Origin of the sequence: Prevotella sp. AM42-24, assembly GCF_003461825.1 — a bacterium.
Lineage (GTDB): Bacteria > Bacteroidota > Bacteroidia > Bacteroidales > Bacteroidaceae > Prevotella > Prevotella hominis.
Genome location: NZ_QTXV01000030.1, coordinates 5,805 through 28,337, shown reverse-complemented (window position 1 = coordinate 28,337; position 22,533 = coordinate 5,805). Strand labels below are relative to the sequence as shown.

At 37.6% G+C, this 22,533-nt stretch carries 24 protein-coding genes and 1 tRNA gene; 23 read left to right on the top strand and 2 right to left on the bottom strand.

Features of this window, described 5'->3' with window-relative positions; translation table 11 throughout:
• Positions 1 to 29: 29 nt before the first annotated feature.
• Positions 30 to 1,106, top strand: coding sequence for a DUF1573 domain-containing protein (locus DW917_RS10100; protein WP_118118392.1), 1,077 nt, complete (start codon positions 30 to 32; stop codon positions 1,104 to 1,106).
• Between the two features lie 12 nt (positions 1,107 to 1,118).
• Positions 1,119 to 2,003: a 4-hydroxy-3-methylbut-2-enyl diphosphate reductase gene (locus DW917_RS10095; protein ID WP_118118371.1), complete on the top strand. Its 885-nt coding sequence runs from the start codon at positions 1,119 to 1,121 to the stop codon at positions 2,001 to 2,003.
• Positions 2,004 to 2,220: 217 nt separating this feature from the next.
• On the opposite strand, the gene cmk is transcribed toward DW917_RS10095, so the two are convergent.
• Both cmk and porQ read right to left on the bottom strand, forming a co-directional pair.
• Positions 2,221 to 2,916: a (d)CMP kinase gene (gene cmk, locus DW917_RS10090; RefSeq protein WP_118118368.1), complete on the bottom strand. Its 696-nt coding sequence runs from the start codon at positions 2,914 to 2,916 to the stop codon at positions 2,221 to 2,223.
• Between the two features lie 38 nt (positions 2,917 to 2,954).
• Complete coding sequence (gene porQ, locus DW917_RS10085) at positions 2,955 to 3,905, bottom strand: type IX secretion system protein PorQ (protein ID WP_118118366.1); 951 nt, start codon at positions 3,903 to 3,905, stop codon at positions 2,955 to 2,957.
• Between the two features lie 134 nt (positions 3,906 to 4,039).
• On the opposite strand from porQ, the gene DW917_RS10080 reads away from it, so the two are divergent.
• The 21 genes from DW917_RS10080 (at position 4,040) to DW917_RS09980 (ending at position 22,311) form a co-directional block, all read left to right on the top strand.
• Entirely contained in the window at positions 4,040 to 4,774 is a 735-nt protein-coding gene (locus DW917_RS10080) for an energy transducer TonB (RefSeq protein WP_118118364.1), read from the top strand.
• A gap of 52 nt (positions 4,775 to 4,826) precedes the next feature.
• Complete coding sequence (locus DW917_RS10075) at positions 4,827 to 5,801, top strand: polyprenyl synthetase family protein (RefSeq protein WP_118118362.1); 975 nt, start codon at positions 4,827 to 4,829, stop codon at positions 5,799 to 5,801.
• A gap of 63 nt (positions 5,802 to 5,864) precedes the next feature.
• Complete coding sequence (locus DW917_RS10070) at positions 5,865 to 6,563, top strand: hypothetical protein (protein ID WP_118118390.1); 699 nt, start codon at positions 5,865 to 5,867, stop codon at positions 6,561 to 6,563.
• 30 nt (positions 6,564 to 6,593) lie between these two features.
• Positions 6,594 to 7,427, top strand: coding sequence for a TatD family hydrolase (locus tag DW917_RS10065; RefSeq protein ID WP_118118388.1), 834 nt, complete (start codon positions 6,594 to 6,596; stop codon positions 7,425 to 7,427).
• Positions 7,428 to 7,560: 133 nt separating this feature from the next.
• Positions 7,561 to 7,648, top strand: a tRNA-Ser gene (locus tag DW917_RS10060).
• A 66-nt stretch (positions 7,649 to 7,714) separates the two neighbouring features.
• Positions 7,715 to 8,392, top strand: coding sequence for a MotA/TolQ/ExbB proton channel family protein (locus DW917_RS10055; RefSeq protein WP_233524701.1), 678 nt, complete (start codon positions 7,715 to 7,717; stop codon positions 8,390 to 8,392).
• Positions 8,382 to 8,903 carry a hypothetical protein gene (locus DW917_RS10050; RefSeq protein WP_118118358.1) on the top strand — a complete coding sequence of 174 codons (522 nt, stop codon included), beginning with the start codon at positions 8,382 to 8,384 and terminating at the stop codon, positions 8,901 to 8,903. Before DW917_RS10055 ends, DW917_RS10050 begins: the two co-directional genes overlap by 11 nt.
• 2 nt (positions 8,904 to 8,905) lie before the next feature.
• The gene (locus DW917_RS10045; RefSeq protein WP_118118356.1) at positions 8,906 to 9,496 is read left to right on the top strand and encodes a biopolymer transporter ExbD; all 591 of its coding nucleotides are present in this window, start codon (positions 8,906 to 8,908) and stop codon (positions 9,494 to 9,496) included.
• Positions 9,493 to 9,960 carry a biopolymer transporter ExbD gene (locus DW917_RS10040; protein ID WP_118118353.1) on the top strand — a complete coding sequence of 156 codons (468 nt, stop codon included), beginning with the start codon at positions 9,493 to 9,495 and terminating at the stop codon, positions 9,958 to 9,960. Before DW917_RS10045 ends, DW917_RS10040 begins: the two co-directional genes overlap by 4 nt.
• An 81-nt stretch (positions 9,961 to 10,041) precedes the next feature.
• Positions 10,042 to 10,554 (top strand): Lrp/AsnC family transcriptional regulator, encoded by a 513-nt coding sequence (locus DW917_RS10035; RefSeq protein ID WP_118118351.1) that lies wholly within the window; start codon positions 10,042 to 10,044, stop codon positions 10,552 to 10,554.
• 889 nt (positions 10,555 to 11,443) lie between these two features.
• Positions 11,444 to 12,925: a hypothetical protein gene (locus tag DW917_RS10030; protein WP_147344161.1), complete on the top strand. Its 1,482-nt coding sequence runs from the start codon at positions 11,444 to 11,446 to the stop codon at positions 12,923 to 12,925.
• Positions 12,926 to 13,351: 426 nt separating this feature from the next.
• Positions 13,352 to 14,254 (top strand): virulence RhuM family protein, encoded by a 903-nt coding sequence (locus DW917_RS10025; protein ID WP_158570114.1) that lies wholly within the window; start codon positions 13,352 to 13,354, stop codon positions 14,252 to 14,254.
• Positions 14,255 to 14,849: 595 nt separating this feature from the next.
• Entirely contained in the window at positions 14,850 to 15,161 is a 312-nt protein-coding gene (locus DW917_RS10020; protein ID WP_118118345.1) for a nucleotidyltransferase family protein, read from the top strand.
• A complete protein-coding gene (locus tag DW917_RS10015) occupies positions 15,145 to 15,486 on the top strand; it encodes a DUF86 domain-containing protein (RefSeq protein WP_118118343.1) in 342 nt (113 codons plus the stop codon). Before DW917_RS10020 ends, DW917_RS10015 begins: the two co-directional genes overlap by 17 nt.
• A gap of 267 nt (positions 15,487 to 15,753) precedes the next feature.
• On the top strand, positions 15,754 to 16,017 hold the full coding sequence (locus tag DW917_RS10010; protein ID WP_118118341.1) for a hypothetical protein: 264 nt from the start codon (positions 15,754 to 15,756) through the stop codon (positions 16,015 to 16,017).
• Entirely contained in the window at positions 16,014 to 16,424 is a 411-nt protein-coding gene (locus DW917_RS10005; protein ID WP_118118339.1) for a PIN domain-containing protein, read from the top strand. The genes DW917_RS10010 and DW917_RS10005 overlap by 4 nt, the downstream gene beginning before the upstream one ends.
• Positions 16,425 to 16,688: 264 nt before the next feature.
• On the top strand, positions 16,689 to 17,918 hold the full coding sequence (locus DW917_RS10000; RefSeq protein WP_118118337.1) for an ABC-three component system protein: 1,230 nt from the start codon (positions 16,689 to 16,691) through the stop codon (positions 17,916 to 17,918).
• Positions 17,902 to 18,558 carry an ABC-three component system middle component 1 gene (locus DW917_RS09995; RefSeq protein WP_118118335.1) on the top strand — a complete coding sequence of 219 codons (657 nt, stop codon included), beginning with the start codon at positions 17,902 to 17,904 and terminating at the stop codon, positions 18,556 to 18,558. Before DW917_RS10000 ends, DW917_RS09995 begins: the two co-directional genes overlap by 17 nt.
• The gene (locus DW917_RS09990; RefSeq protein ID WP_118118333.1) at positions 18,545 to 20,833 is read left to right on the top strand and encodes an AAA family ATPase; all 2,289 of its coding nucleotides are present in this window, start codon (positions 18,545 to 18,547) and stop codon (positions 20,831 to 20,833) included. Before DW917_RS09995 ends, DW917_RS09990 begins: the two co-directional genes overlap by 14 nt.
• 172 nt (positions 20,834 to 21,005) lie before the next feature.
• Entirely contained in the window at positions 21,006 to 21,923 is a 918-nt protein-coding gene (locus tag DW917_RS09985; RefSeq protein ID WP_118118330.1) for a ParA family protein, read from the top strand.
• 1 nt (position 21,924) lies between these two features.
• Entirely contained in the window at positions 21,925 to 22,311 is a 387-nt protein-coding gene (locus DW917_RS09980; RefSeq protein WP_118118328.1) for a hypothetical protein, read from the top strand.
• Positions 22,312 to 22,533: the final 222 nt, after the last annotated feature.

The following is a 22,533-nucleotide window of genomic DNA, read 5'->3' as shown; positions in this document are numbered from 1 at the left end:
TAGAAATATAATAATTGATTATGAATAAGATGGATATAAATAAGAGAATAGGGGTGTTGCTGTGTACTACATTGGTGGCGATGGCAGCCAATGCACAGAAACTGACAACGCAAAATGAAAAGGTGGATTGTGGACAAATTGTTTATCTGCATCCTGTAACTGCTGAGTTTCAGATGAAGAATGATGGTAATCGTTCCTTGATTATCAATGATGTGAAGAAAAGTTGTGGCTGTACAGATGTCTCTTATCCTAAAACAAGTATTCCTGCAGGTGATAGCTTCGTAGTCAAAATGACTTATGATGCCAAACAGATGGGTACTTTCAATAAGCAATTGTTGCTTTATACCAACGCTTCAGAAGAACCATGTCTCTTGACTATGCAGGGAAAAGTTGTTGAAAAAGTTTCAGATTTTGCAGGTAGCTATGATTATATGTTAGGTGCAGTGAAGTCTGATGTCCAAGATGTGGAATTTGATGATGTGAATCGTGGAGACCGTCCTGTTCAGCGTATTCATATTTTTAATCCAACAGAATCTGCCATGGAACCTGTTGTGATGCATTTGCCAAGTTATCTGACCGCACAGGTATCACCTTCACGCTTGGGACCTCATCGCTCTGGAGAAGTTGTACTGACGCTTGATTCTAAGAAATTGCATGATTTCGGTTTGAACCAGACAAGTATTTATTTGGGAGAGCGACCTGGCGATAAAATCTCTTCTGAGAAAGAAATCTCTGTTTCTGCAGTTTTGTTACCTGGATTTGAAGAGATGACTTCCAGTCAGAAAGCGCAAGCTCCAAAGGTTGCGCTGTCAACGTCAACTTTGGATTTAGGCAGTTTCAATGGCAAGAAAAAACTGAAAGGTGAAGTCATCCTGACAAATCAGGGAAAGTCAAATCTGGAAATTAGAAGTATGCAGATGTTTACTGAGGGACTGCAGGTTTCATTAGGAAAGCGAACCATCAAACCTGGTGAATCTGTGAAACTGAAAGTGACTGCCATTGCAGCTATACTCAAAAAGCAGCGTTCAAGAACTCCTCGTGTACTGATGATTACAAATGATCCTGACCATGCGAAGGTGGTAGTAAGAATACAAGTGAAAAAATAATAAGAAACAGGTATGCAGATAGAAATGGATAATGGCAGTGGCTTTTGCTTTGGCGTGACTACTGCCATTAAAAAAGCAGAGGAAGAACTGGCAAAGGGTGTCAAACTATATTGTTTGGGTGACATCGTACATAATGGTATGGAGGTGGAGCGACTTCACGAAGCTGGTCTTCTCACCATCGATCATGAGGAAATGAAAAATCTTCATCATGTAAAGGTTCTTCTTCGTGCGCATGGAGAACCTCCTCAGACTTATGCTCTTGCAGAAAAGAATAATATAGAGATTATTGATGCGACTTGTCCGGTTGTGCTTCAACTTCAAAGACGTATCAAAAAGCAGTTTGTGAGCAATCCTGATGCTCAGATTGTTATTTTTGGAAAGAAAGGTCATGCTGAAGTATTAGGATTGGTGGGTCAGACGGAAAGCCATGCGATTGTTGTAGAGAAGTTTGATGAGGTGAAACAACTGCAGGAAATGGGTAAGTTGGATTTCTCCAAAGATATCTATCTTTATTCGCAGACGACTAAGAGCTTGGATGAATTTCATCGCATTATAGATTATTGTCAGGAGCATATTGTAGATGGAGCTACATTTAAAAGTTTTGATACCATCTGCAGACAAGTGGCAAATCGCATGCCTAATATTGCAAACTTTGCCAGCAAACATGATGTGATACTTTTTGTCAGTGGCCGTAAAAGCTCTAATGGAAAGGTATTATTCAATGAATGTAAAAGTGTGAATCCGAATAGTTATCAGATAGAGAGTGCTGATGAGATCAATATGGATTGGGTGAAGAATGTGAAGACGGTTGGTATTTGTGGTGCTACAAGCACACCAAAATGGTTGATGGAAGAAATCATGAATCATTTGAAAAATGCAATCGATCAATCTGAGTAAATATGCATATATAAAAACAGGTGGTAAGGCTTCTCACGAAGACCCACCACCTTCAAAAAACAGTAATTAACTCAAAATTTATAATCTATATCATTACTACCTTGTCATTTGATTGCAAATATATTAAAAAGAAAAATAAATACCAACTATTTTTCAATGAAAGTTATGATTGTTTAGCTGAAATCTTTTCGTTTAACAGATTTTTGCAAATCTAACGCTATTTTTGTGTTATAGCGGTCTGGTAATGCTGCATCAACCATTCTTTTTGTTGAGGAATAGTCATGTTGCTATTGTCCAGAATCAAGGCATCATCAGCTTTCTTGAGAGGGGATACCTCTCTATGGGTATCAATATAATCTCGTTCTTCTACATTTTTAAGGATGGCGTCAAAGTCGGCTGCCATTCCTTTTGCTTTCAGTTCATCATAGCGGCGCTGCGCTCTAACCTGTGAACTGGCTGTAACGAAAACTTTCAGTTCGGCATGAGGAAACACCGTAGTGCCGATGTCTCTACCATCCATTACGATGCCTTTGGCTTCTCCCATTTTTTGCTGTTGTGCTACTAAGGCTTTTCTGACGAAGGGTATTGCGGCAATAGGACTGACATGGTTGGATACTTCTAAAGTTCTGATTTCTTTTTCTACCAATTCGCCGTTGAGATAGCAGTCTGGAGTTTGTGTGTCAGGATTCAGTTTAAAAGAAATATGGATGTTTGGCATTTCTTTTTCTAAGTTGTCTGTATCTACACTTCCATCTTCCAGGAAGAGATGATGACGCATTGCATAGAGAGCCACCGAACGATACATCGCTCCTGTATCAACATATATGTAACCTATTTCTTTAGCAAGGTCTTTCGCCATCGTACTCTTACCACAAGAAGAGTAACCATCTATAGCTATAGTAATTTTCTTCATTTTATTGGATATTTATGATATTGTTTTGAATTATAATCTTATAATGTATATGCTAAATTGGCAATGATGCTGCTACTGCTGACGTGATATTTTCCGTAAGCAATATTCAGATGGAAACGGTTGAGATTGATACCCCCTCCAAAGGAAAGTCCTGCTCCATGGCTGCTGCCTTTCTCCTCAGAGTTGCTGTCTATTTTCATCTCTTTTGCTCTTCTGAAATTATAGCCTCCGCCGATCCATATCTGATCAGAAAGTAAAAGTTCAGCTCCGATTACGGCATGGTAGATAAAACTATTCTCCCAATTGTTGAGATTAACTAAAGTAGCAGAGACCCTTAATGGGGTATTCGTAAAGCGTTTGCTGACTCCCACTTGTAAATCAATCGGCATCTTGTCATACTCATCCTGATATGCTTTTATCTGTCCGCCCAAATTCTTGGCAGTAGCAGAAATGGACCATTCGTGCTCGGGATCATAATAATTGATACCGAGATCAACACCCACTCCGATAGAATTGTAGTCGCCAATATAGGAAGTGATGAATTTGGCAGCAATACCACCAGCAATTTTATCGCTCAACATATATGAAAAGTAACCGGCTATGGTAATGTCCTTGGCAGAAAAATCGCCTAAGATGTTATTGTTGGCATCGGTTTCCTTCATGTTACCATAATCCATGTATTGGGCAGAAACCGCCCAGGATGCTTTTTCCTTGATGACACGATTAAAAGAGGCAGAAGCAGTATTGACTCCTGACATATAATTCATATAATTGAGGTTAATGGTCTTGTCGCTTACCGATGAAAGTAAGGCAGGATTTTGGAATATGAGAGCTTCGTCATCTTCTATTAAGGTGACGTTATCTCCACCAAGTGCAGCAGCATGAGCACTAACAGGTAGGCGGAGGAAATTATATCCCGTTTGGCTCTCTTGGGCGTGCAATTTTGATGCAAAAAGCGTCAAGAGAGCGAAAAAAACTATTTTTTTCATTTAAATTCTCTAATTATTTTGCAAAGATACACTTTTTTTCAATAATAAGACGTAAATTTGCATTGATTTCGTTTAATATAACGATTGTACACTTCATTTATTGTAGAAGATTCTGCAAAAGAGGAGATTTAAAAGTGGAAATAAAGAAGACTAATAGTGCACGACTGGATAATAAGCGGGGAACTTTTTTCTTGCTGGGTATGGTTATGACTTTATCTTTCGTATTTGTAGGCTTGCAATATCAAAATCATGCATCTGATTCCGATCTTGACTCTGATGATCTGGAGGAGTTAGCACAGGATTTGGAGATGAATATGCCTGCAGAACAAAAGGATATGGTATCGGCAGAAGCTCCTTCTGCGCCCGTCTCTAAATCCATTACGCAAGAGGTGAAAACTGCAGAGAAAACAGAAACTGCTCCTCAAAAAATCAGCAGTACTACAAGTGAACTGGTGATTGGTGATGGGGAAGGGGAAGTGGATGGCTCTGATATTAAAGAGGCTGTGCCTGAAAATGTGGTAGATAAATCCAATTCTGCAGCATTGGCTGAGGCTCCAATCAATTTTACGGTTGTACAGAAAATACCGCAATTTCCTGGAGGATGGTCTGTTTTTATGCAATGGCTTACAAAAAACTTGAAATATCCTCATTCTGCACAACAGAATAAAATACAGGGAACGGTAGTTGTGTCTTTTATCGTCAACAAGGATGGTAGTGTGGCCAATCTGAAAGTGAGTAAGTCGGCAAATCCTATCTTGGATAATGAGGCTATGCGTGTGCTGAAAATGATGCCGAAATGGAAACCTGGAATGGATAAGAACAAGGTTTGTCGTACTATGATTGCCATTCCTGTGGTATTTCAATTGTAACGTGAATCTTAAAAAGATATGTTCGATTAATTAATAATAAATTTAATATATAATGAAGACAGCTGATGAAATTTTAAAGATGGTTAATGAGTTCTTGGAACATTTGTCATACGACAGAAAACCTGAGTCTCTTTACGAACCGATTAAATATGTCCTCTCAATGGGAGGAAAACGTATTCGCCCTACGTTAATGCTTTTGGCTTATAATCTCTATAAGGAAAATCCGGAAGACATCCTCATGAATGCCTGCGCTTTGGAGACCTATCATAATTATACTTTGTTGCATGATGATTTGATGGATAATGCCGATATGCGTCGTGGTCATTTGACGGTCCATAAAAAATGGAATGATAATACCGCCATCTTGTCTGGTGACTCTATGTTGGTTCTCGCCTTTCAACGTATGATGCAGTGTGATGCAAAACATTTAAAAGACATCTTGGATCTCTTTACGGTTACTGCATTGGAAATTGGTGAAGGTCAGCAATATGATATGGAGTTTGAAACTCGCAATGACGTAAAGGAAGAAGAATATATAGAGATGATTCGTCTCAAGACGAGTGTTCTCTTGGCTTGTGCTTTGAAAATAGGTGCTATATTGGCAGACGCAAGTGCTGAGGATGCAGACAATCTCTATAAGTTTGGAGAACAAATTGGCTTGGCATTCCAGTTGCAGGATGATTATCTCGATGTTTATGGTGATTCCAAGGTCTTTGGTAAAGAAATAGGAGGTGACATCACTTCTAATAAAAAAACTTATATGCTCATTAATGCTTTCAACAAGGCCAATGCTGCGCAGCGTGAGGAATTAACCCGTTGGGTTAGTGCTCGTGATTTTGACAGAAATGAGAAGGTAGATGCTGTGACTCGTCTTTATAATGAGATAGGTATCGATCAATTGGCGCAAGATAAGATTGCTTATTATTTCGCGCAAAGTAAGAAATACCTTGACGCGGTCAATGTACCTGAAGAGAAAAAAGAGGAATTGCGCAAGTATGCTCAAAAAATGATGAAACGCCAATATTAACAGGTGTTCGTCGGATTGTTTGTATTGAAAGTAACTTTTTTAAATAGTAGAGGAGATATTCAAGTGCCATATAGGAGACTGCCAAAAACTGATACTGCAAGGCTGAAAGCATTGAAAACGCTTTTGGACAATAATGATACTTATACGGTTAGGGAACGCTTTATTGATTGGAAGACAATCAATAAAGCGCAACCTGCGTATGATAAGTTGTTGACTGCTTCAGAGCAGTATAAGGTCAACTTGAAGGCTCAGACCAGATTTACGGGGAAGATAGATAAATTGCAGAAAAATGCGATGATGTATTTAAGCCATTTCCTGCAAGTCTTATTTTTAGCTGTGGAACGTGGCGAAATCAAACGAAGCTGTCTTACTCTGTATGGACTTGACGAGAAAGCATCTGCTGTTCCTCATCTCAAAACGATAGATGGACTTTTGGACTGGGGACAGAAAATTATTGCTGGTGAGAAAGCCAGGCTCAAACAAGGTGGAAGACCGATTTATAATCCTACTATAGGCATGGTCTCTACCCATTATGATATTTATTGTGAGGCCATTGAAAGGCAACGCATTTTGCAGGATAGGGTGAATGATTCGATAGAAAAACTCAGGTTGTTGAGACCTGCGGTCGATGAGGTGATTTTGGATTTATGGAATCAGATAGAACATCATTTTGTGAATGAACCACCTGCAACCCGTTTTAATCATTGTCGTGAATATGGCATCGTATATTATTATCGGCGCCATGAACCGCATATTTATTAATATGGATTTCTTATATAATGATTGATGTATATGAAAATAGTAGATACACATACTCATCTTGATGGTGAGGAGTTTGATGAAGATCGCTCAGAAGTTATTCTGCGTGCAAAGGAGGCTGGGGTCGGCATGATGTTTCTCCCTGCTATTGATGTGAAGACATCAGAAGCTGTATTGAAGTTAAGTCATGAATATCCTGGCTATGCATATCCTATGGTAGGACTTCATCCAGAGGAAGTAAAAGCCGATTGGAAAGAACAATTGAAAAAAATAGAGGCTATTTTGGATGAGCATCTTACAGCTGTGGATGGTTTGAATGGGATTAAGTATAAAAGCGATTACATTGCAATCGGGGAAATCGGACTTGATTTCTATTGGAGTCGTGAGTTTGAAAAAGAACAGCTTGAGGCTTTCGAGAAACAAGTTGAGTGGTCTTACGAGACGGGGCTTCCTCTGATGATACATTGTCGTAAAGCTCAGAATGAAATGTTGCATATATTACGTAAATGGAAAGATAAACTGCCAGGTGGAGTCTTTCACTGTTTTACAGGCAACCAGCAAGAAGCTAAAGAATTATTAGAGTATGATAATTTTGTGCTTGGTATTGGTGGCGTGTCAACATTCAAGAGCAGTCATTTGCGTGAAGACCTTCCTGCAGCAGTACCTCTGGAAAGAATCGTTTTAGAGACAGATAGTCCTTATATGGCTCCTGTTCCATATCGTGGTAAGCGTAATGAAAGTGCCTTTGTAGTACAAGTCATGAAGACCTTGGCAACTGCTTATGGTGTCAGTGAAGAAGAGGTTGCAAAGGTGACTAATCAGAACGTAGAACGTGTTTTTGGTGTAAAAACGGGACAATTTTCTTAAAGAAATATAAAAAGAATAGTTATTTATGGTATTTTGCCCGAAAAGCGATAATTTTGCAGTCCGAATTGCGATGCTGTGTTTATCATGGTATTGTTTGATTTGGTATTCAATAGCGTCTTTGACGGCAGATGAAGGAAAGGTGCTCGAGTGGCTGAAGAGGCACGCCTGGAAAGCGTGTAACCGGCAAAACCGGTTCGGGGGTTCGAATCCCCCTCTTTCCGCTGTATCTTATTTTAAATAATATGAAGAAATATACATTTATTGCGCGTTTCGCAATATTGATATTTATGATAACTTCTTCTTTACCGATATTGGCACAAGAAGAGTCGATGGGATTCCATCAAGCACTTAAGACTAAGTTTATTGAGGGAAATGCAGGCTTTATGTCGCTTGTTGCCATAGCTTTAATTATTGGCTTGGCTTTCTGCATAGAGCGAATTGTCTATCTGAGTCTTTCTGAAATTAACGCTAAGCAGTTGATGGCTGATCTTGATGTGAAAGTAGCTGCGGGTGATATTGAAGGCGCAAAAGAATTGTGTCGTAATACCCGTGGACCTGTTGCCTCTATCTGTTATCAGAGCCTGCTGCGCATCAAGGATACGATGGGTGATATAGAGCGTTCGGTTTCAAGTTATGGCTCTGTGCAGGTTGCTAATTTGGAAAAAGGATGTTCGTGGATTACCCTTTTCATTGCAATGGCTCCTTCTTTAGGCTTTTTAGGCACCGTCATTGGTATGGTTATGGCTTTTGATCAAATTCAGCAAGCTGGAGATATTAGTCCTACGATTGTGGCTTCTGGTATGAAAGTCGCTTTGTTGACAACTATTTTTGGTATCATAGTTGCTCTGATTTTACAGGTCTTCTATAATTATATCTTGTCTAAGATCGAACATATCACCAGCCAGATGGAGGAATCTGCGATTTCTCTGATGGATATTATAGCAAAGTATAAAGATGAAAATTAGTAATATTAAGAAATGGCCAACAGAAAAGTTGTCACAGTCCATATTCTATGTGTTGGTAGGTTTTGCTGTGATTACTTTTTTCCTGTTCTTCTTTGTAGGATATGATATGCCTTTCGAGGAGAACCCGGATTTTAATGCTCCATTTTTTACTAATCTTTTATTGGTTACCATGTGGATATTTTTCCTCTTAGCCTTATGTCTGGCAATATATTCATTTGTCAGGGCAGGTAAAAGAAAGTCCAAGGGTGAGATGAAGATGAATGGTATTCCTGCAGGGAATATTGTTTGGATTACATGGGGAGGAACTTTGGCTTTGTTGGTTTTAACGTTCGTCTTGGGTTCCTCAGGAATGATTTTGATTAATGGACAGGCTTTTACTGATTGGTTGTGGCTTAAATTATCAGATATGTTTATATGGTCTTCTGCCACATTGTTATTGTGTGCTATAGGAGCAGTTTTATTTGGTGCTACACGTTATATCAGAAAAGACCGTAAAAGATTTAAAAAGTAATTATGTTTGTTAGACGAAATAAAAGGCAAGTTCCTGGAGTGAACACCGCTTCAACAGCAGATATTTCTTTTATGTTGCTGATATTCTTTCTTGTCACGACTTCAATGGATGTTGACAAGGGACTTTTTCGTCTATTACCTTCTCCTGAACCTCAGAAACAGTTGAAGACTGAAACGATAGTAGATAAGAATACTTTGATGGCTTTGCATGTTACTGCCGATCATCGTCTGCTCTTGAATGATAAGCCTATTGAGGTTTCTCGACTGAAAGGTGAAATCATTCGTTTTGTCAATCGTTTAGGCAATCGCCATCTCATTTCTATAGAGAGCGACAGAGAGGCAGATTATGACTTGTACTTTCAAATGCAAAACCAAATCATGATGGCGTATAATGAACTACGCAATCAATATTCTATGAAGCATTTTGGAAAGGCATTTGATGCCCTGAGCTCCTCTCAAAAGGAGAGCGTTAGAAAGAACTGCCAGCAGCGCGTGACGGAGTCTTATGCGAATGCATCAGTTGGCTCTGATAAGCGAGTAGATGCAATGGCAGAAGAGCAAGAGCATTCTGAAGAGAAAGGAGGCAAGCAATGAGTATGGGTTTTAAAAGGCGTTCTCATGAAGTTCCTGGCTTGAATACGTCTTCATTGCCGGATTTGATATTTACCGTGCTTTTTTTCTTTATGATAGTTACTCACATGAGGCATGAAACGGTTAAGGTTAAGTTTCAGGTACCACAGGGAAAGGAACTGACAAGATTAACCAAGAAGTCCGCTGTTACTTATCTTTATATAGGAAGACCTATTTCTGCTGCTACTCAGCCTCAGAATGATTCTGCTTGTGTTCAGATGAATGATAAGTTAATAACTCCTTCTGAAATCTCTGATTATATAAGTGCAGAGAAAAAGCGAATGAGTCCTGAAGACTTGCAGGCAATGGTCGTTTCAATCAAAGCGGATAAGTATTCTAAAATGGGAGTTATTATTGACGTTAAGCAAGCTTTACGCCAATCAAAAGCCCTTAGAATCAATTATTCTGCTGTAGATAATGGAAAATAATTAAAAATTATAATTAAAGTTGCATAAAAAGTTGCGAATATTAAATTTTAGTAGTAACTTTGCACTCAAACTATTATAATTATGTCAAAACAAGTATTAGATTCATTAGACAGAAAGATTCTGAAGTTAATTTCTCAGGATGCACGTATTCCATTTTTGGAGGTTGCACGAGCTTGTAATGTAAGTGGTGCAGCCATTCATCAGCGTGTTGCTAAATTGACAAACCTTGGCATTATCAAAGGCTCTCAGTTTATTATAGATCCAGAGAAGATAGGTTACGAGACCTGCGCATACGTGGGATTGTATTTGAAAAATCCGGAGAATTTCGACAAGGTTGTTGCTGAGTTGAGAAAAATTCCAGAAGTAGTGGAATGTCATTATACGACTGGTGGCATGGATATGTTCATCAAGATATATGCTTCCAATAATCATCATCTTCTGGAAATTATTCATGATAAGCTCCAGCCTTTAGGCTTGTCCAGAAGCGAGACTATCATTTCCTTTAATGCTGCGATAAATCGTCAGTTGCCTTTAGCGGAAATTGAGAATCAAGTAGTAGAGGATGAAGATGAGGAAGATGAAATTATCAACTAATCTATATTATAATAAAAGCTGCATGTCATTTGTGAAATTGATATGCTATTAAAATAAAAAAGCCAGTTCTTAGGAACTGGCTTTTTATATATTCTCTAATATATATTGTATAAGTAAAAGATGATTCTTAGCGTTTCACAACGCCCTTTGTTTTAATTCTGATGCAAAGATACATGAAACTTGCATTTTATGGGGGTAATTTTTGTTTTTATGATGTGTAATTATTGTTTTATACGTAGAAAAACTAATTATTACCTCAAAATATGTTATTTTTATACCTTCTTTCTGACTCTCTATGTAAGAGATACTGAAAACTTCGTAATTTCCTGATAATCTGAGGGTGTTAAGGCTTGTTCAAAATCATTACCGAATGATTGTTGAGTTTTATGGTGTGATATTAAATTTTTAACACGCATAATTCGCTAATTTACAATATTTTTCGTATTTTTGCAGTATGATTCTGTATCTTTTACATAGAGATTGGAAAAATGAATAGGATAGAACTATAAATATGGCTTTCATATAAGCAGGGCGTATGACATACAATTTGCTTAACTCGGGCTTACATGCATCATGTATGCAGAAGGCTGAAAGACATAAAAGTATTGAAGATTAGTGGAAGTTAGTCTATTGATTTTTCAATGCTGTGATACATTTCACAAAACCAATAATCCGGGAAGAGAAATCTTTTCAGGAGAAACCGAGATGTATCATGTGGCCAAACGCGTTTGATATTTGGTCGTTCCTTTCACTCTTCACTCTTCACTCTTCACTAAAAATTATGTGGTTTATAGTCAATACAAACAAATTTCAAGAACAAAAAACGAAAGAGTTTCTTGAAAATACATATTCTGGCATAGTGAAGTTAGTCTATCTGCCAAAATGCCGGATGAAGTATGTCGACACCAAGGGAGAAGAGCGTTTCCGTTTTCGTCCACTGATATGTGGATTGCTGTTCATCAAGGCTGACAGCGTAAAAGCTTTGAAGAGAATATTGACATATTGGGGCTATTTTGCCTATGAAGATACAGTCCGAAATTTGGAAACAGGCGAACTACAGAAAAAGAAGCTTGTCTCAACTGCACATCTTCTTTGTAAGGATGTCAAGGACTTAAACCTGGACGCTGTTATAAAAAATGCCACGATTCCAGATGAAGACATGGAACATTTTATCTATTTCTGCGATAAAATGGCAGATGGCATAGAGGGATTGAGTATTGTTGATAAGCGATATGATGACCTCATTTTGGAAAATGATACCATCCGCATATTTAGTGGACCTTTGAAAGGTTGGGTTGGCGTGGTCAAACAAATCAAGAGAAAAGGCAAGAAAGACCGTCATCTTTTTGTGCGCTTTGGAAATAACCACTGCCTCAATGTATCCAATATCCGTCAATACGATATGCAGATAGAGCATGAGGCAACAAAGGGTCCAAAAGCAGAGGCCGTGGGCATGTGGCGCGCCATCGATCAGATGATTGGCTATCTTCAGGCAAAACAGCCTTCCGAGAATGCTTATAAAACATTGCACAATCTTTTCTTGGATTATCAAAAGAGATTGACAGTCTATCGCAATCGGAGAATGACGGATAGGGCATACAATAACAAGAAAGAAGAGAAAACTGTTGCCCAGCAGCAAAAAGTTTTGGATCAGATAGACAAAAGAATGCGAAATAACTTTCGTATCCTTTCCAAGAACTTTCCGACAGGTGAAATCGCCCTTGGGGAGTGCTTGGAAGAACTGATTCCTGATGCCAAATTACGTCCCTTTCTTACACCAACTTCTGGAGAAATCATCCCAGAAGGACAAAATTTTACGGTTTTGTGTCATAATGGAATCACAGAACTGATTCTTCGCTGTAATCTTCGAGATGTTTTCCTGGATAAAGATGATGAGTCAGACAAAAACACCACGGTATTCGATGAGGACTATGAGTATGATGCCCATTTTGCACTGGTGAATACAGATGGTGGTAAGGTAAAGGCTATCTGTTCATGGGGAGGATTCTATGACTATTACGCTTCTCAAAGTGAGGATGAACGAGAAAAATTCCACACCAACTTGGAGGCGAAGAAATATCCTCGTTTATTATACCTGCTAACACAAAGCGAGTATAAGTTTGAAAAGGTCAATGGCATAGGTGGTTTTTCGATAGAAACAGACATCATTTACACAGAAGACATGGAAGAGTTGGGAAGAAGAGCAAATGAATTCTTCACTCTTCGTTCCTCACTCTTCACTCAACTCACGGCGGCAGCCGTTGAGATATGGAAAGGAACACGCCTTTTGGTTTGGCGACAATTGTTGCAGCGTTATGTACTGCTTCATAAGGTGCCAGTAATAGACCAAGTTCCGTATGATTCTAAATGATAAAAATTAACACAACTCTTCTATCCACCCGAACACTGCATGAGCATCCAGGCAAGGACATTCCTTCGGCGTAGTGCAGTCCCTCAAACCCTGAGAGACGAAGTAGTGGATGAACTTGAAAATCAGTTATAGCGCCCCTGCAATCCCATCCCGCACCACCATTTTATAAGTATTCACCCTGCGGGTTCATCCCCGCTAAAACAATTCTGGCGAGGGCTCTGATGCCCCGCCAACCTTAAAGCGCAGCGGTTAAGAGCGACAGGAGGAGCGGTTACATCCCTTGCCCTTTTGGAAAGGGCGAGGGCTTGGGAGTGGGTTAAGGACCCCCTCTTCGCAAGAGGGGGACAGGGGAGTCGAAAAATTCCTTGGTAATTACGAAATATAATCGTCCTTTTGTCGCTATATTAGCAATAAAAATGTATGATCATGGCAAACGACAATAATATACAGCCAGAGGCTGATGATTCACAGATAGTACTTTATCAACCAGATGATAGCATTAGGTTGGAGGTTAAACTGGAGCAAGATACGGTTTGGCTTACTCAAGCACAGATGACGGAGTTGTTTCGTACAACTCGTAACAATATAACTATGCATATTCGTAACATCTTTAAGGAGAAAGAGTTAGACGAAAAATCAGTATGTAAGGAATCCTTACATACTGCCACAGACGGCAAAAGATATCGTACTAAAATCTATAATTTGGATGTTATAATCTCTGTAGGCTATAGAGTAAAGAGTCCGATAGGAACCCGTTTCCGTCAGTGGGCGAATGCAGTTATAAAGCAATACCTTCTTCAAGGTTATTCCGTAAATCGTCACTTGATAGCCTTACAGGAGAATATGGATAAACGTATGACCCATATTGAAGATGTCCAAGCTAAGCAGCAACAGCAGCTCGACTTCTTCATTCGAACCTCAACCCCTCCAGCAGAGATGGTCTTCTTTGAAGGTGATTTCTATACAGCAAGAGTAGCTTTAGAGAATTTAATTCGTACCGCAAACCATCGAGTAATCATCATAGATGGCTATGTTTCATCGTTAACCCTAAGTGTACTTGATGTCCGTAAGCCAAATGTAGCAGCCACAATTTACACAGTAGGTGTAGGACAAGGAATGCAACGCTTGATGGAGGAACATGACCGTCTCTTCCCCAACAATCATATAGACATCAGAAAATGGAGTAACGAGTCTCATGATCGTTGGCTTATCATAGATGACAGCCTCTATCACTGTGGTCATTCATTAAATGCCAATGGTGGTCACAAGATATCCGCTATAACCCTGATGGGAACAACTCCAGATGTAATCCTGTCAAAAGTCGAATAGCAACTAAGTCTCCCTGCGGTCCCATCCCGCTAAAACAATTCTGGCGAGGGCTCTGATGCCCCGCCAACCTTAAAGCGCAGCGGTTAAGAGCGACGGGGAGGAGTGGTTACATCCCTTGTCCCCTGAGGGGAAAAGGGCTTGGGAAAAGCGGTGGAGCCCTCCTTATGAAGGAGGGACGGGGTGGTTGGGAAAAATCTCCTTAATAGCATAGAAGTTACATCCCTTGCCCTTTTGGAAAGGGCGAGGGCTTGGGAGTGGGTTAAGGACCCCCTCTTCGCAAGAGGGGGGGCAGGGGAGTCGAAAAATTTATGATACCAACAAGAATAGAACCACCATTACTGCCCCGATCATTTGATACGGTCGTAACAGAAGATACAAAAGCAAGCTTGAATGAAAAAATACTTATATGCCTAACCCATTGATAAATAGTTAGGACGCTGTATTGGTGATATACTTTGCGAGATCTGCGTGAGATTAAGATATGAAGTAAAAACTCCTCTAAAAATTTGGTAGTTTCACAGAAAACCCTTATATTTGCGCAATGAACAGAGAAATGGAGTATAAGCTCCATTAAAAACAATAAAATTACGCTGTTATGATAAGTAAGAATGTACAAGATATGATTCCAAAGATACAAGATTTCTTTAGTAGCCAGCCAATAACAAAGGCTTGGCTCTTTGGTTCATGCTCACGAGGAGAAGAAACTACTGATAGTGACATAGACATTCTTGTAGAGTATGATCGTCAGCATAATCGAATTTCTCTGATGAAAATAGCAGGTATTATGTTGAATTTGGAAGACTTGCTTCATCGCAAGGTGGATATAGTAGAGGCTAATCGTCTTCTCCCGTTTGCTCAAGAAACAGCCAACCAAGATAAATTCTTGATTTATGAGAGAAAAAGTTAGAGATAGGGGAAGGTTAGAGCATATTCTTGAAGCAATAGAAAGTATAGAGGAGTTTCATGCTCAATATACTTTTGAAGATATCAAGAAGAATAAGATCATCTTTTATGGCTTTACCAAATTGGTGGAAGTAATAGGCGAGGCTGTCTATATGCTTTCAACAGAATTTCGTGATTCTCATTCTGATGTAAATTGGCGTCAGATAGAGCGGATGCGACATGTCCTTGTGCATGGTTATTATACAATAGATCCCGAAAGCCTTTGGGACACGATAGAAGTTGATATTCCAGAGTTGAAACCTTGGATAGTTAAGTATCTGTCGGAGTAATTAAAAAAACTTATATTTTTTGCCGTCCCCCTGCGGTCCCATCCCGCACAACATGGCGCAGGGCTTTGGTGCCCCGCCAACCTTAAAGCATAGCGGTTACATCCCTTGCCCTTTTGGAAAGGGCGAGGGCTTGGGTATAGTAGGGACGCTGTATTGGTGATATACGTTAATCTGGGGGAGATTAGAGCAAGAAGCAAAAACTCCTCCCAAAATTTGGTAGTTTCATAGAAAACCCTTATATTTGCAGGCAAAAAAGGAGATACAATTATGAATACAATAGCAATTGACAGCAATATATATAAAGGTGCAGAAAGTTATGCTAAATTACATAATATTAGTGTGACAGCTGCAATAGAAAAGGCGATTTCTATGTTTTTGCAAAAGGTACAACCTAAGCAAAAGCTATTAGAAACTGCTGAGTTTAATGATGCTTTGTCTTATGTTAAAACGTTAAAGGCAAAAGGTGGCAAGCCGATACCGGCAGATGAAAATAGCTTAGATGCGTTGGTTGATAAAAAATATGCATTATGAGAGTTTTTATAGATACGAATATCTTAATAGATTTCGTTGTAAATCGTGAGGGCTTTTCTGACGATGCAGATAAACTCTTTGCCCTTGGAATAACAGGGGACATAAAGTTGATGACATCAGCTTTGTCTTATGTTACAGCCATGTATATAGCACACAAGTATGAGTATCAAGATGTAAAAGAAACTCTTCTGGCGGTGTCGAATTTTGTAGATGTTTTGGACTTGCAAGGCAATACGGTAATTGAAATGCTCTCTTCTGATTGGAAGGATTATGAAGATGCAACTCAAAATGCCACGGCTTTGCGAGCTGAGGGAGATTGTATTGTAACTCGTAACAAGAAGGATTTTACGAATTCTTCTTTACCCGTTTATACTCCTGCTGAGTTGTTGAATATTTTAAACCAATAAAGGTGGCGTAGCTACTGCTGTCACATCCTGAATATTCCTCATTCGATCGGCGACAAGTGCAGAGCGATACTGCAATGGGGAACAAAAATAACTTTTTTCAAAAACAGATACGTGTAACTACTTGTAAAATAGTGGGGACGCTGTAATGGTGATATACGCTATATCGTAGCAGAGAAGAACGGACAACTGCTTGTTTGCTCTTTGAAAGAGGAGCAGAGAATTAAAGAATTTGGGAAATAAATGTATAAATAAGGAGTTTTAAAAATGGAAGAGAAAATAACACCTCGAGAACTTGATAACTCCGCTCTTGGCAGTTGGGCAGGCTACGTTTATCAAGGACTCTGCGGAATATATCATTGTATTAGGTTAATCGGAGAAGATCGGAATAAATATGCTGGATATAAGCTGTTTTTGGATTCTTATGAGGATTTTGCTATTATGAATGATGCTGATAAGTTAGTTAGCCTTCATCAATGTAAAGATGAAAAAATGGTCAAAGAGTATTCTGCTGAATATCGCAAAATGAGGCGCAAGTTAAAAATCTTGGAAAAGTTTTGTGCGGATGATTGTAAATTGTATTTTCATACGAATAAAAAAGTTAATAGTGAAGAAGGGATTATGCTGTATCCTTTTACTGATACTCAAGAGTTTTGTGAACCTGGTTATCTGCTTTCTCTCATCAAAAATACAATTTCCCAAATCACCCAAAAAGAAGAGGCTACCATTGATATGGTTGTGGCGAAATTAGTTTCTCTGATAGATAAAAAAGTATTAGATATTCATCAAAGATATATTTCTAAATCTAATAGAACAACTTTGAAAAAAATTGCTAAAAGCGAGCATATTGAATTTAATGACATTATCGATATATTGTTTGCAGAAGTTGAAGCTTTCAAATATGATAGGGTTAATTACATAAATCATATCAAATATAAATTATTGGAAGATTTGAATAGTATCTGTGAAGATGATGAACGATTAGATGATGATTGTCAAATGAGCGATGATGAAAAGAATAAAATATTTTTCTTTGTTAATCGCATTTGTGCTATGAATGTTGATGAGATGGAACGCTTTTTACAACGTGTTCATCCAACGAACAATCTATTCGAAAGAAATGTCAATACTTTTTCTGATATAGCTAGCAACGATAAAGCAAATTGCCTTTTCAAAGTAGTTACAGGCTTGGAGTTCTTAAAAGAAGATTTGAGTTGGGATGAAGGCAAAGGAAAGGAAACTCCCACTTCTTTAAGTAATCAGTTAAAAGTACCTTTATTGTGTAAGAAAATTATAGATAATTCCAAAAATCTTGATGTTCTGTATGAATATAATTGGCTTATAGGGGATGTTCAGCAGGATGTTGGTAATATTGGTGAATATCTCAAGAAATTTTCAGATGTTAATGGTATTCATGAAGATGGCAAAAATATATTTGCCACAAAGAAAGTAGGAATACTGACTATTGATTCTAAGAAAAATGGAAAATATAATTGATTTGATATTAAACGAGTTTGATATAGCTAATTATCATTTGTTGAAAAATAAGCAAGGAGAGTTCCTTTTGGCGAATGAGGCAAACTCTGACTTTTGGATGATTCTTACTGATTATGATGTAGCAGTTGATAAACAACAAGAGCTGTTTGAGCATTATCGGCAAGAAATGAAGGAATATCCAGCCGCAGAGAAAAATACATCAGTTCTTATTTTGAAATGTATTCCGCAGTTTAATGACGATATTAAGGCATGGGCTGTTGAAACAGAAAACGATAAATATTATTTTAAAAAATATGTTTTACTTTATACTCAGGAAGATTGGAAATTTTTAAATAATGAGATTCTCGTTGAACCAAAGAAGAGGATTTCAGATTACTTGATTGATTCTTCTGTTTTCGGAAACTTGAAAAATGAAATTTCTGATGGTCCCTATACACTATTATATGGTATAGCTCATAAGTTACCTTTCTTGTTGTTAGAGATGGAGAAGTCAAAAATAGAACTTTCGTATCCTACAAATTGGGCTGCATATGAAAATAAAGAAACGAATGAATGGGTTGATGGTATACCAGATGACGATAATGAAAGAGGTAACTATTTGGATGGATTGTTAAATTCTATTAATCATGAGCAAGATTAAAATTGTATCAGTTTCTTTTGAAAATTTTAAAGGATTTGAAAAGCAAGAAGTGCTATTTGACCGGTATCAATCCATAATTTTGTCTGGCAAAAACGGCTTTGGAAAGACTACGGTTTTTGATGCTATAGAACTTGTATTTACTGGAAAAATTAGCCGTTATGAATCGTATTTGTCTTTTCATAGGCAGAATACAAAATTTAGCCAATATGCTTTGCCTTTGATATATGATATTCGTATTCCGCAGGTTGTTATAGCTGTAACATTACAAATAGATGATGAAGAGGTGGTGCTTTATAGGCGTGAACAAAAGGATTCTTTCACAAATCCGATTCATTTTGATAGAGTTTTTAATGAGTTGAAAATTCAATATAAAAAGGATGGAATATTACAAGATGAGGTTTATCGTGGGCAGTTTGGATTGGATGACTTTATGAACTCTTATAGTTTTCTTAACTATGTGAGTCAAGAAGAGGCAACTTCTTTCTTGAAAAGCAAGGAATCTGATAGAGCAGAACAAATCAATAAACTGTTTAATACAACAAAGATAGATAAGCAAATTGATAAGATAACTAAGATAGATAAAAAACTCAAAGAGGCAAATAGGGGCTATAAGGCGCAAATAGAGACCATTACTCGTGAACTTTCAGAAATGGATAAGGGTGAGGAGGGGAATATATTTGATTATACTCGTCTTGTTACAGAGAAAGAATTTGATTGGGATATGGAAAATCCTCAGTTGTCTTACGAAAAGTTTAACTCAGTGTTGGGTGAAAATGGTATATTAGACTGCTTGGTTTATTACTTTAATCATCAGGAGGATTATTCAAAATGGAAGAAAAACAAGAAAATTGATGCTCTATTGAGTTCTCCATTATTTCCTAATTTCCCATATTACTTAGTCTTATTTTATCAACAATATCAATATAAACTATATGATGCTTTTAAAACAAAATTATTACCAGCAGTAGATAAAGTGTCAATAGACAATTTGGGAGATACAATAAGTCCAATAGTTCAAGGGATTTTTAAAGATGAGGTTGATATAGATTTACAAGAAAAAATAAAGTCTAAGTTTCAGATGATTCAACCTGTTTGTCGTTCAGCTTCCCAGTTGGGTAAAGCATTGGTCGATTTGCAGAATGAACGTGAAAAAATGAAGTCAGTTTTCTACAAGAGTTATGCTGCACTAAATCTAAAAGATTGCCCGCTATGTGGACAAGGGTATGAAAGTACCGAGGTGTTGAAAAGCAAAATTGACAACTACGAACGTGTAATTTCGGAGGCTTATCCTGAATTGCAAGAGGGATTGGGAAAAATGACAAATGAGTTGAAAGAACTTTTGTCTTTGCTTATCGAAACCCTTCAAGTAAAATTTGATGAATGGAATTTGAACGAGGAAGGTTACACTAAGTTTAAGGAACTTGATTTCGATGCCTATAAATCATACCTCCAGGAAATAACAAAGTTTGGCGGTATAGAAATTGATCTTGAAAAGACAGCAGAGGATTATTATTCCTTATTGCAGCAGCGGTTGAATGATGCTAAGGATGAGTTAAATGAAACTTTGGACTATAAAAGGTTGGATATAACATATGGTACTTTGGTGAAATTTATGAATCAAGCGTACTTAAACTTGGAGAATATTGAGAAAAAACGTAATTATCTGTTATCTCAATGGAATGCAATGAAATCCAAACTTTATCGAGCCAAAGAAAAACAAAAGCAGATCTTTGAGTGTCGAAAAAACTTTTGTGACCAGAAAATTAATAGTTTAAAGAAACTAACGACAGCCCTAACGGATTATAAGAATGATTATTTGGAGAAAGTTATTTCGGATATAGAAATTTTGTTCTATGTATATTCTGGTCGCATTATGCAAGAGAATTATTATGGAAGAGGATTATTTATTAAGAAGAACTCTTCTTTAAAACGTGTGTTGTTTGTTTCTGAATATCAATCAGATGTAGATGCTTTGTATAATTTGAGTAGTGGACAATTAGTATCAATTATATTTGCATTTGTCATGGCATTAAATAAACTGTATAGTTCGCAGTCTTTTATTGCTATTGATGACCCTGTGCAAACTATCGATGATATTAATGTATGGGGATTCATTGAGACAATCCGCCATGCTTTTAAAGATAGCTTTATATTACTTTCTACTCATGAAGATGAATATGCTGCTTTATTAAGATATAAGTTGAGTAAGATAGGTATCCCTGCAAAGTGCATTGATATGTCGGAGATAAGGAGCCGTCTGGATGTAGTGGAATGAAGGGAATAGAATTTTAAAAACACGATTACAGCGTAAGGTTTTAACATAACGAATTATTACTTGGATTTAAGTAAACGTCAAGTAGTTACGTCGCTTGAACAAACATTTACTTACAAAATTTTCTTCTCAAAAGAAAAAACTAAAATGTATAACATAAAATTTCAAAGTAGCGATGGATATAATTTCAATAATAAACTATAAGGGAGGTGTTGGTAAAACAACCCTTACCACCAACATTGCTGGTGATTTAGCACAGCTTGGGCATAAAGTATTGATGATAGACCTTGATCCTCAGGCAAGTCTGACATTCTCATTCTTGAAACCTGATGAATGGAAGGAAAAGGTAGCAGACAAGCACACTATCAAGAATTGGTTTTCCGATTCGAAAAAAGTAAGAACTGAAAGGTTTGAGGATTTGATCATAACACCTCATACGGTTAAGGATTCTCTGAAAAATAAAGGGAAACTTGATTTGGTCTCTTCACACTTGGAGCTGATAAATGTTGATTTAGAACTTGCAACCAAGTTGGGCGGTGCCAATATGACCCAAGCAAAGGAACAATTTATTAAAGTACATCATCGACTTTTGGATGGCATAAACCAGCTACCAAATGATGCGTATGACATTATTTTGATAGATTGTCCTCCAAACTTTAATATCGTTACCAAGAATGCGATTGTTGCAAGTGACTATATTCTGATTCCTGCCAAGCCTGACTATCTGTCAACAATGGGTATCGACTATCTGAAGAATAGTTTGGATAAGTTAGTCAAGGAATATAATGAATACGTTTCTATTGAAGACTCGGATTTGGATGATTACGAGCCAATAAATCCTCAAATACTGGGTGTCGTATTTACGATGGTTCAGTATTATGGAGAGAAGCCTATCAGTGCCCTTCGCCCTTTCATCGCCCAAACAAAGCAATTGGGATTTGATGTATTTAAGGATACCTTGCGTGAGAATAAGACACTTTTTGCAGATGCTGCTCAATATGGAATACCAGTTGTTATCAGTAAAAGAAACTCTGGCATCAATGTAATAGATGGTATCAATGGAATAGTAAAAGAATTGTTAAATAAGTTGTGATATGAGTAGAACGAATTTTTATGTCTCAGAAATGGAGCACTTTCTTGCTTTCTTAAACAAATTGCCACAAGCTATGGTTAAAGAAATTGAGAATGGTGAGAAACAAATAGAAATTAATATAATTTCTTCTTCCAAAGAACCAAATGAACCAATGTCTGAAAACTCCATTGTTGTTTCAGAAGCCATCACTTTTCTCAACTCCATGCAATCACGTGAGGAAGCCTCTTCTTATTTTTCTTCCAATAACTTGAAAAGGGCTGATTTAGAATCCATTTGCAAACAATTAGATCTTCCTTTTACCAAGAAGGAGAACATGAAGACTCTACAGGAAAAAATTATAGAGGGAACTGTAGGATATAAGTTGAGATCACAGGCAATACAAAAATAGAAATGAAAGATACTCATAGATATGTTATAGAGTAAGTATTCGGTGAAAGCCGTATTGTGCGCCTAAATAAAGTTTCGTACCTTTGCATCGTTAATTTAAATATTCTAATTATGGTACAAGGTAAGAAACAATTAAGCAGTAAGCCAAAGTTCGCCGAGGTTGTAATCGGTGATAATGAGGCGAAGGATATGCGTGAGTCTGATGTAGACAAAAAAGCGGAGC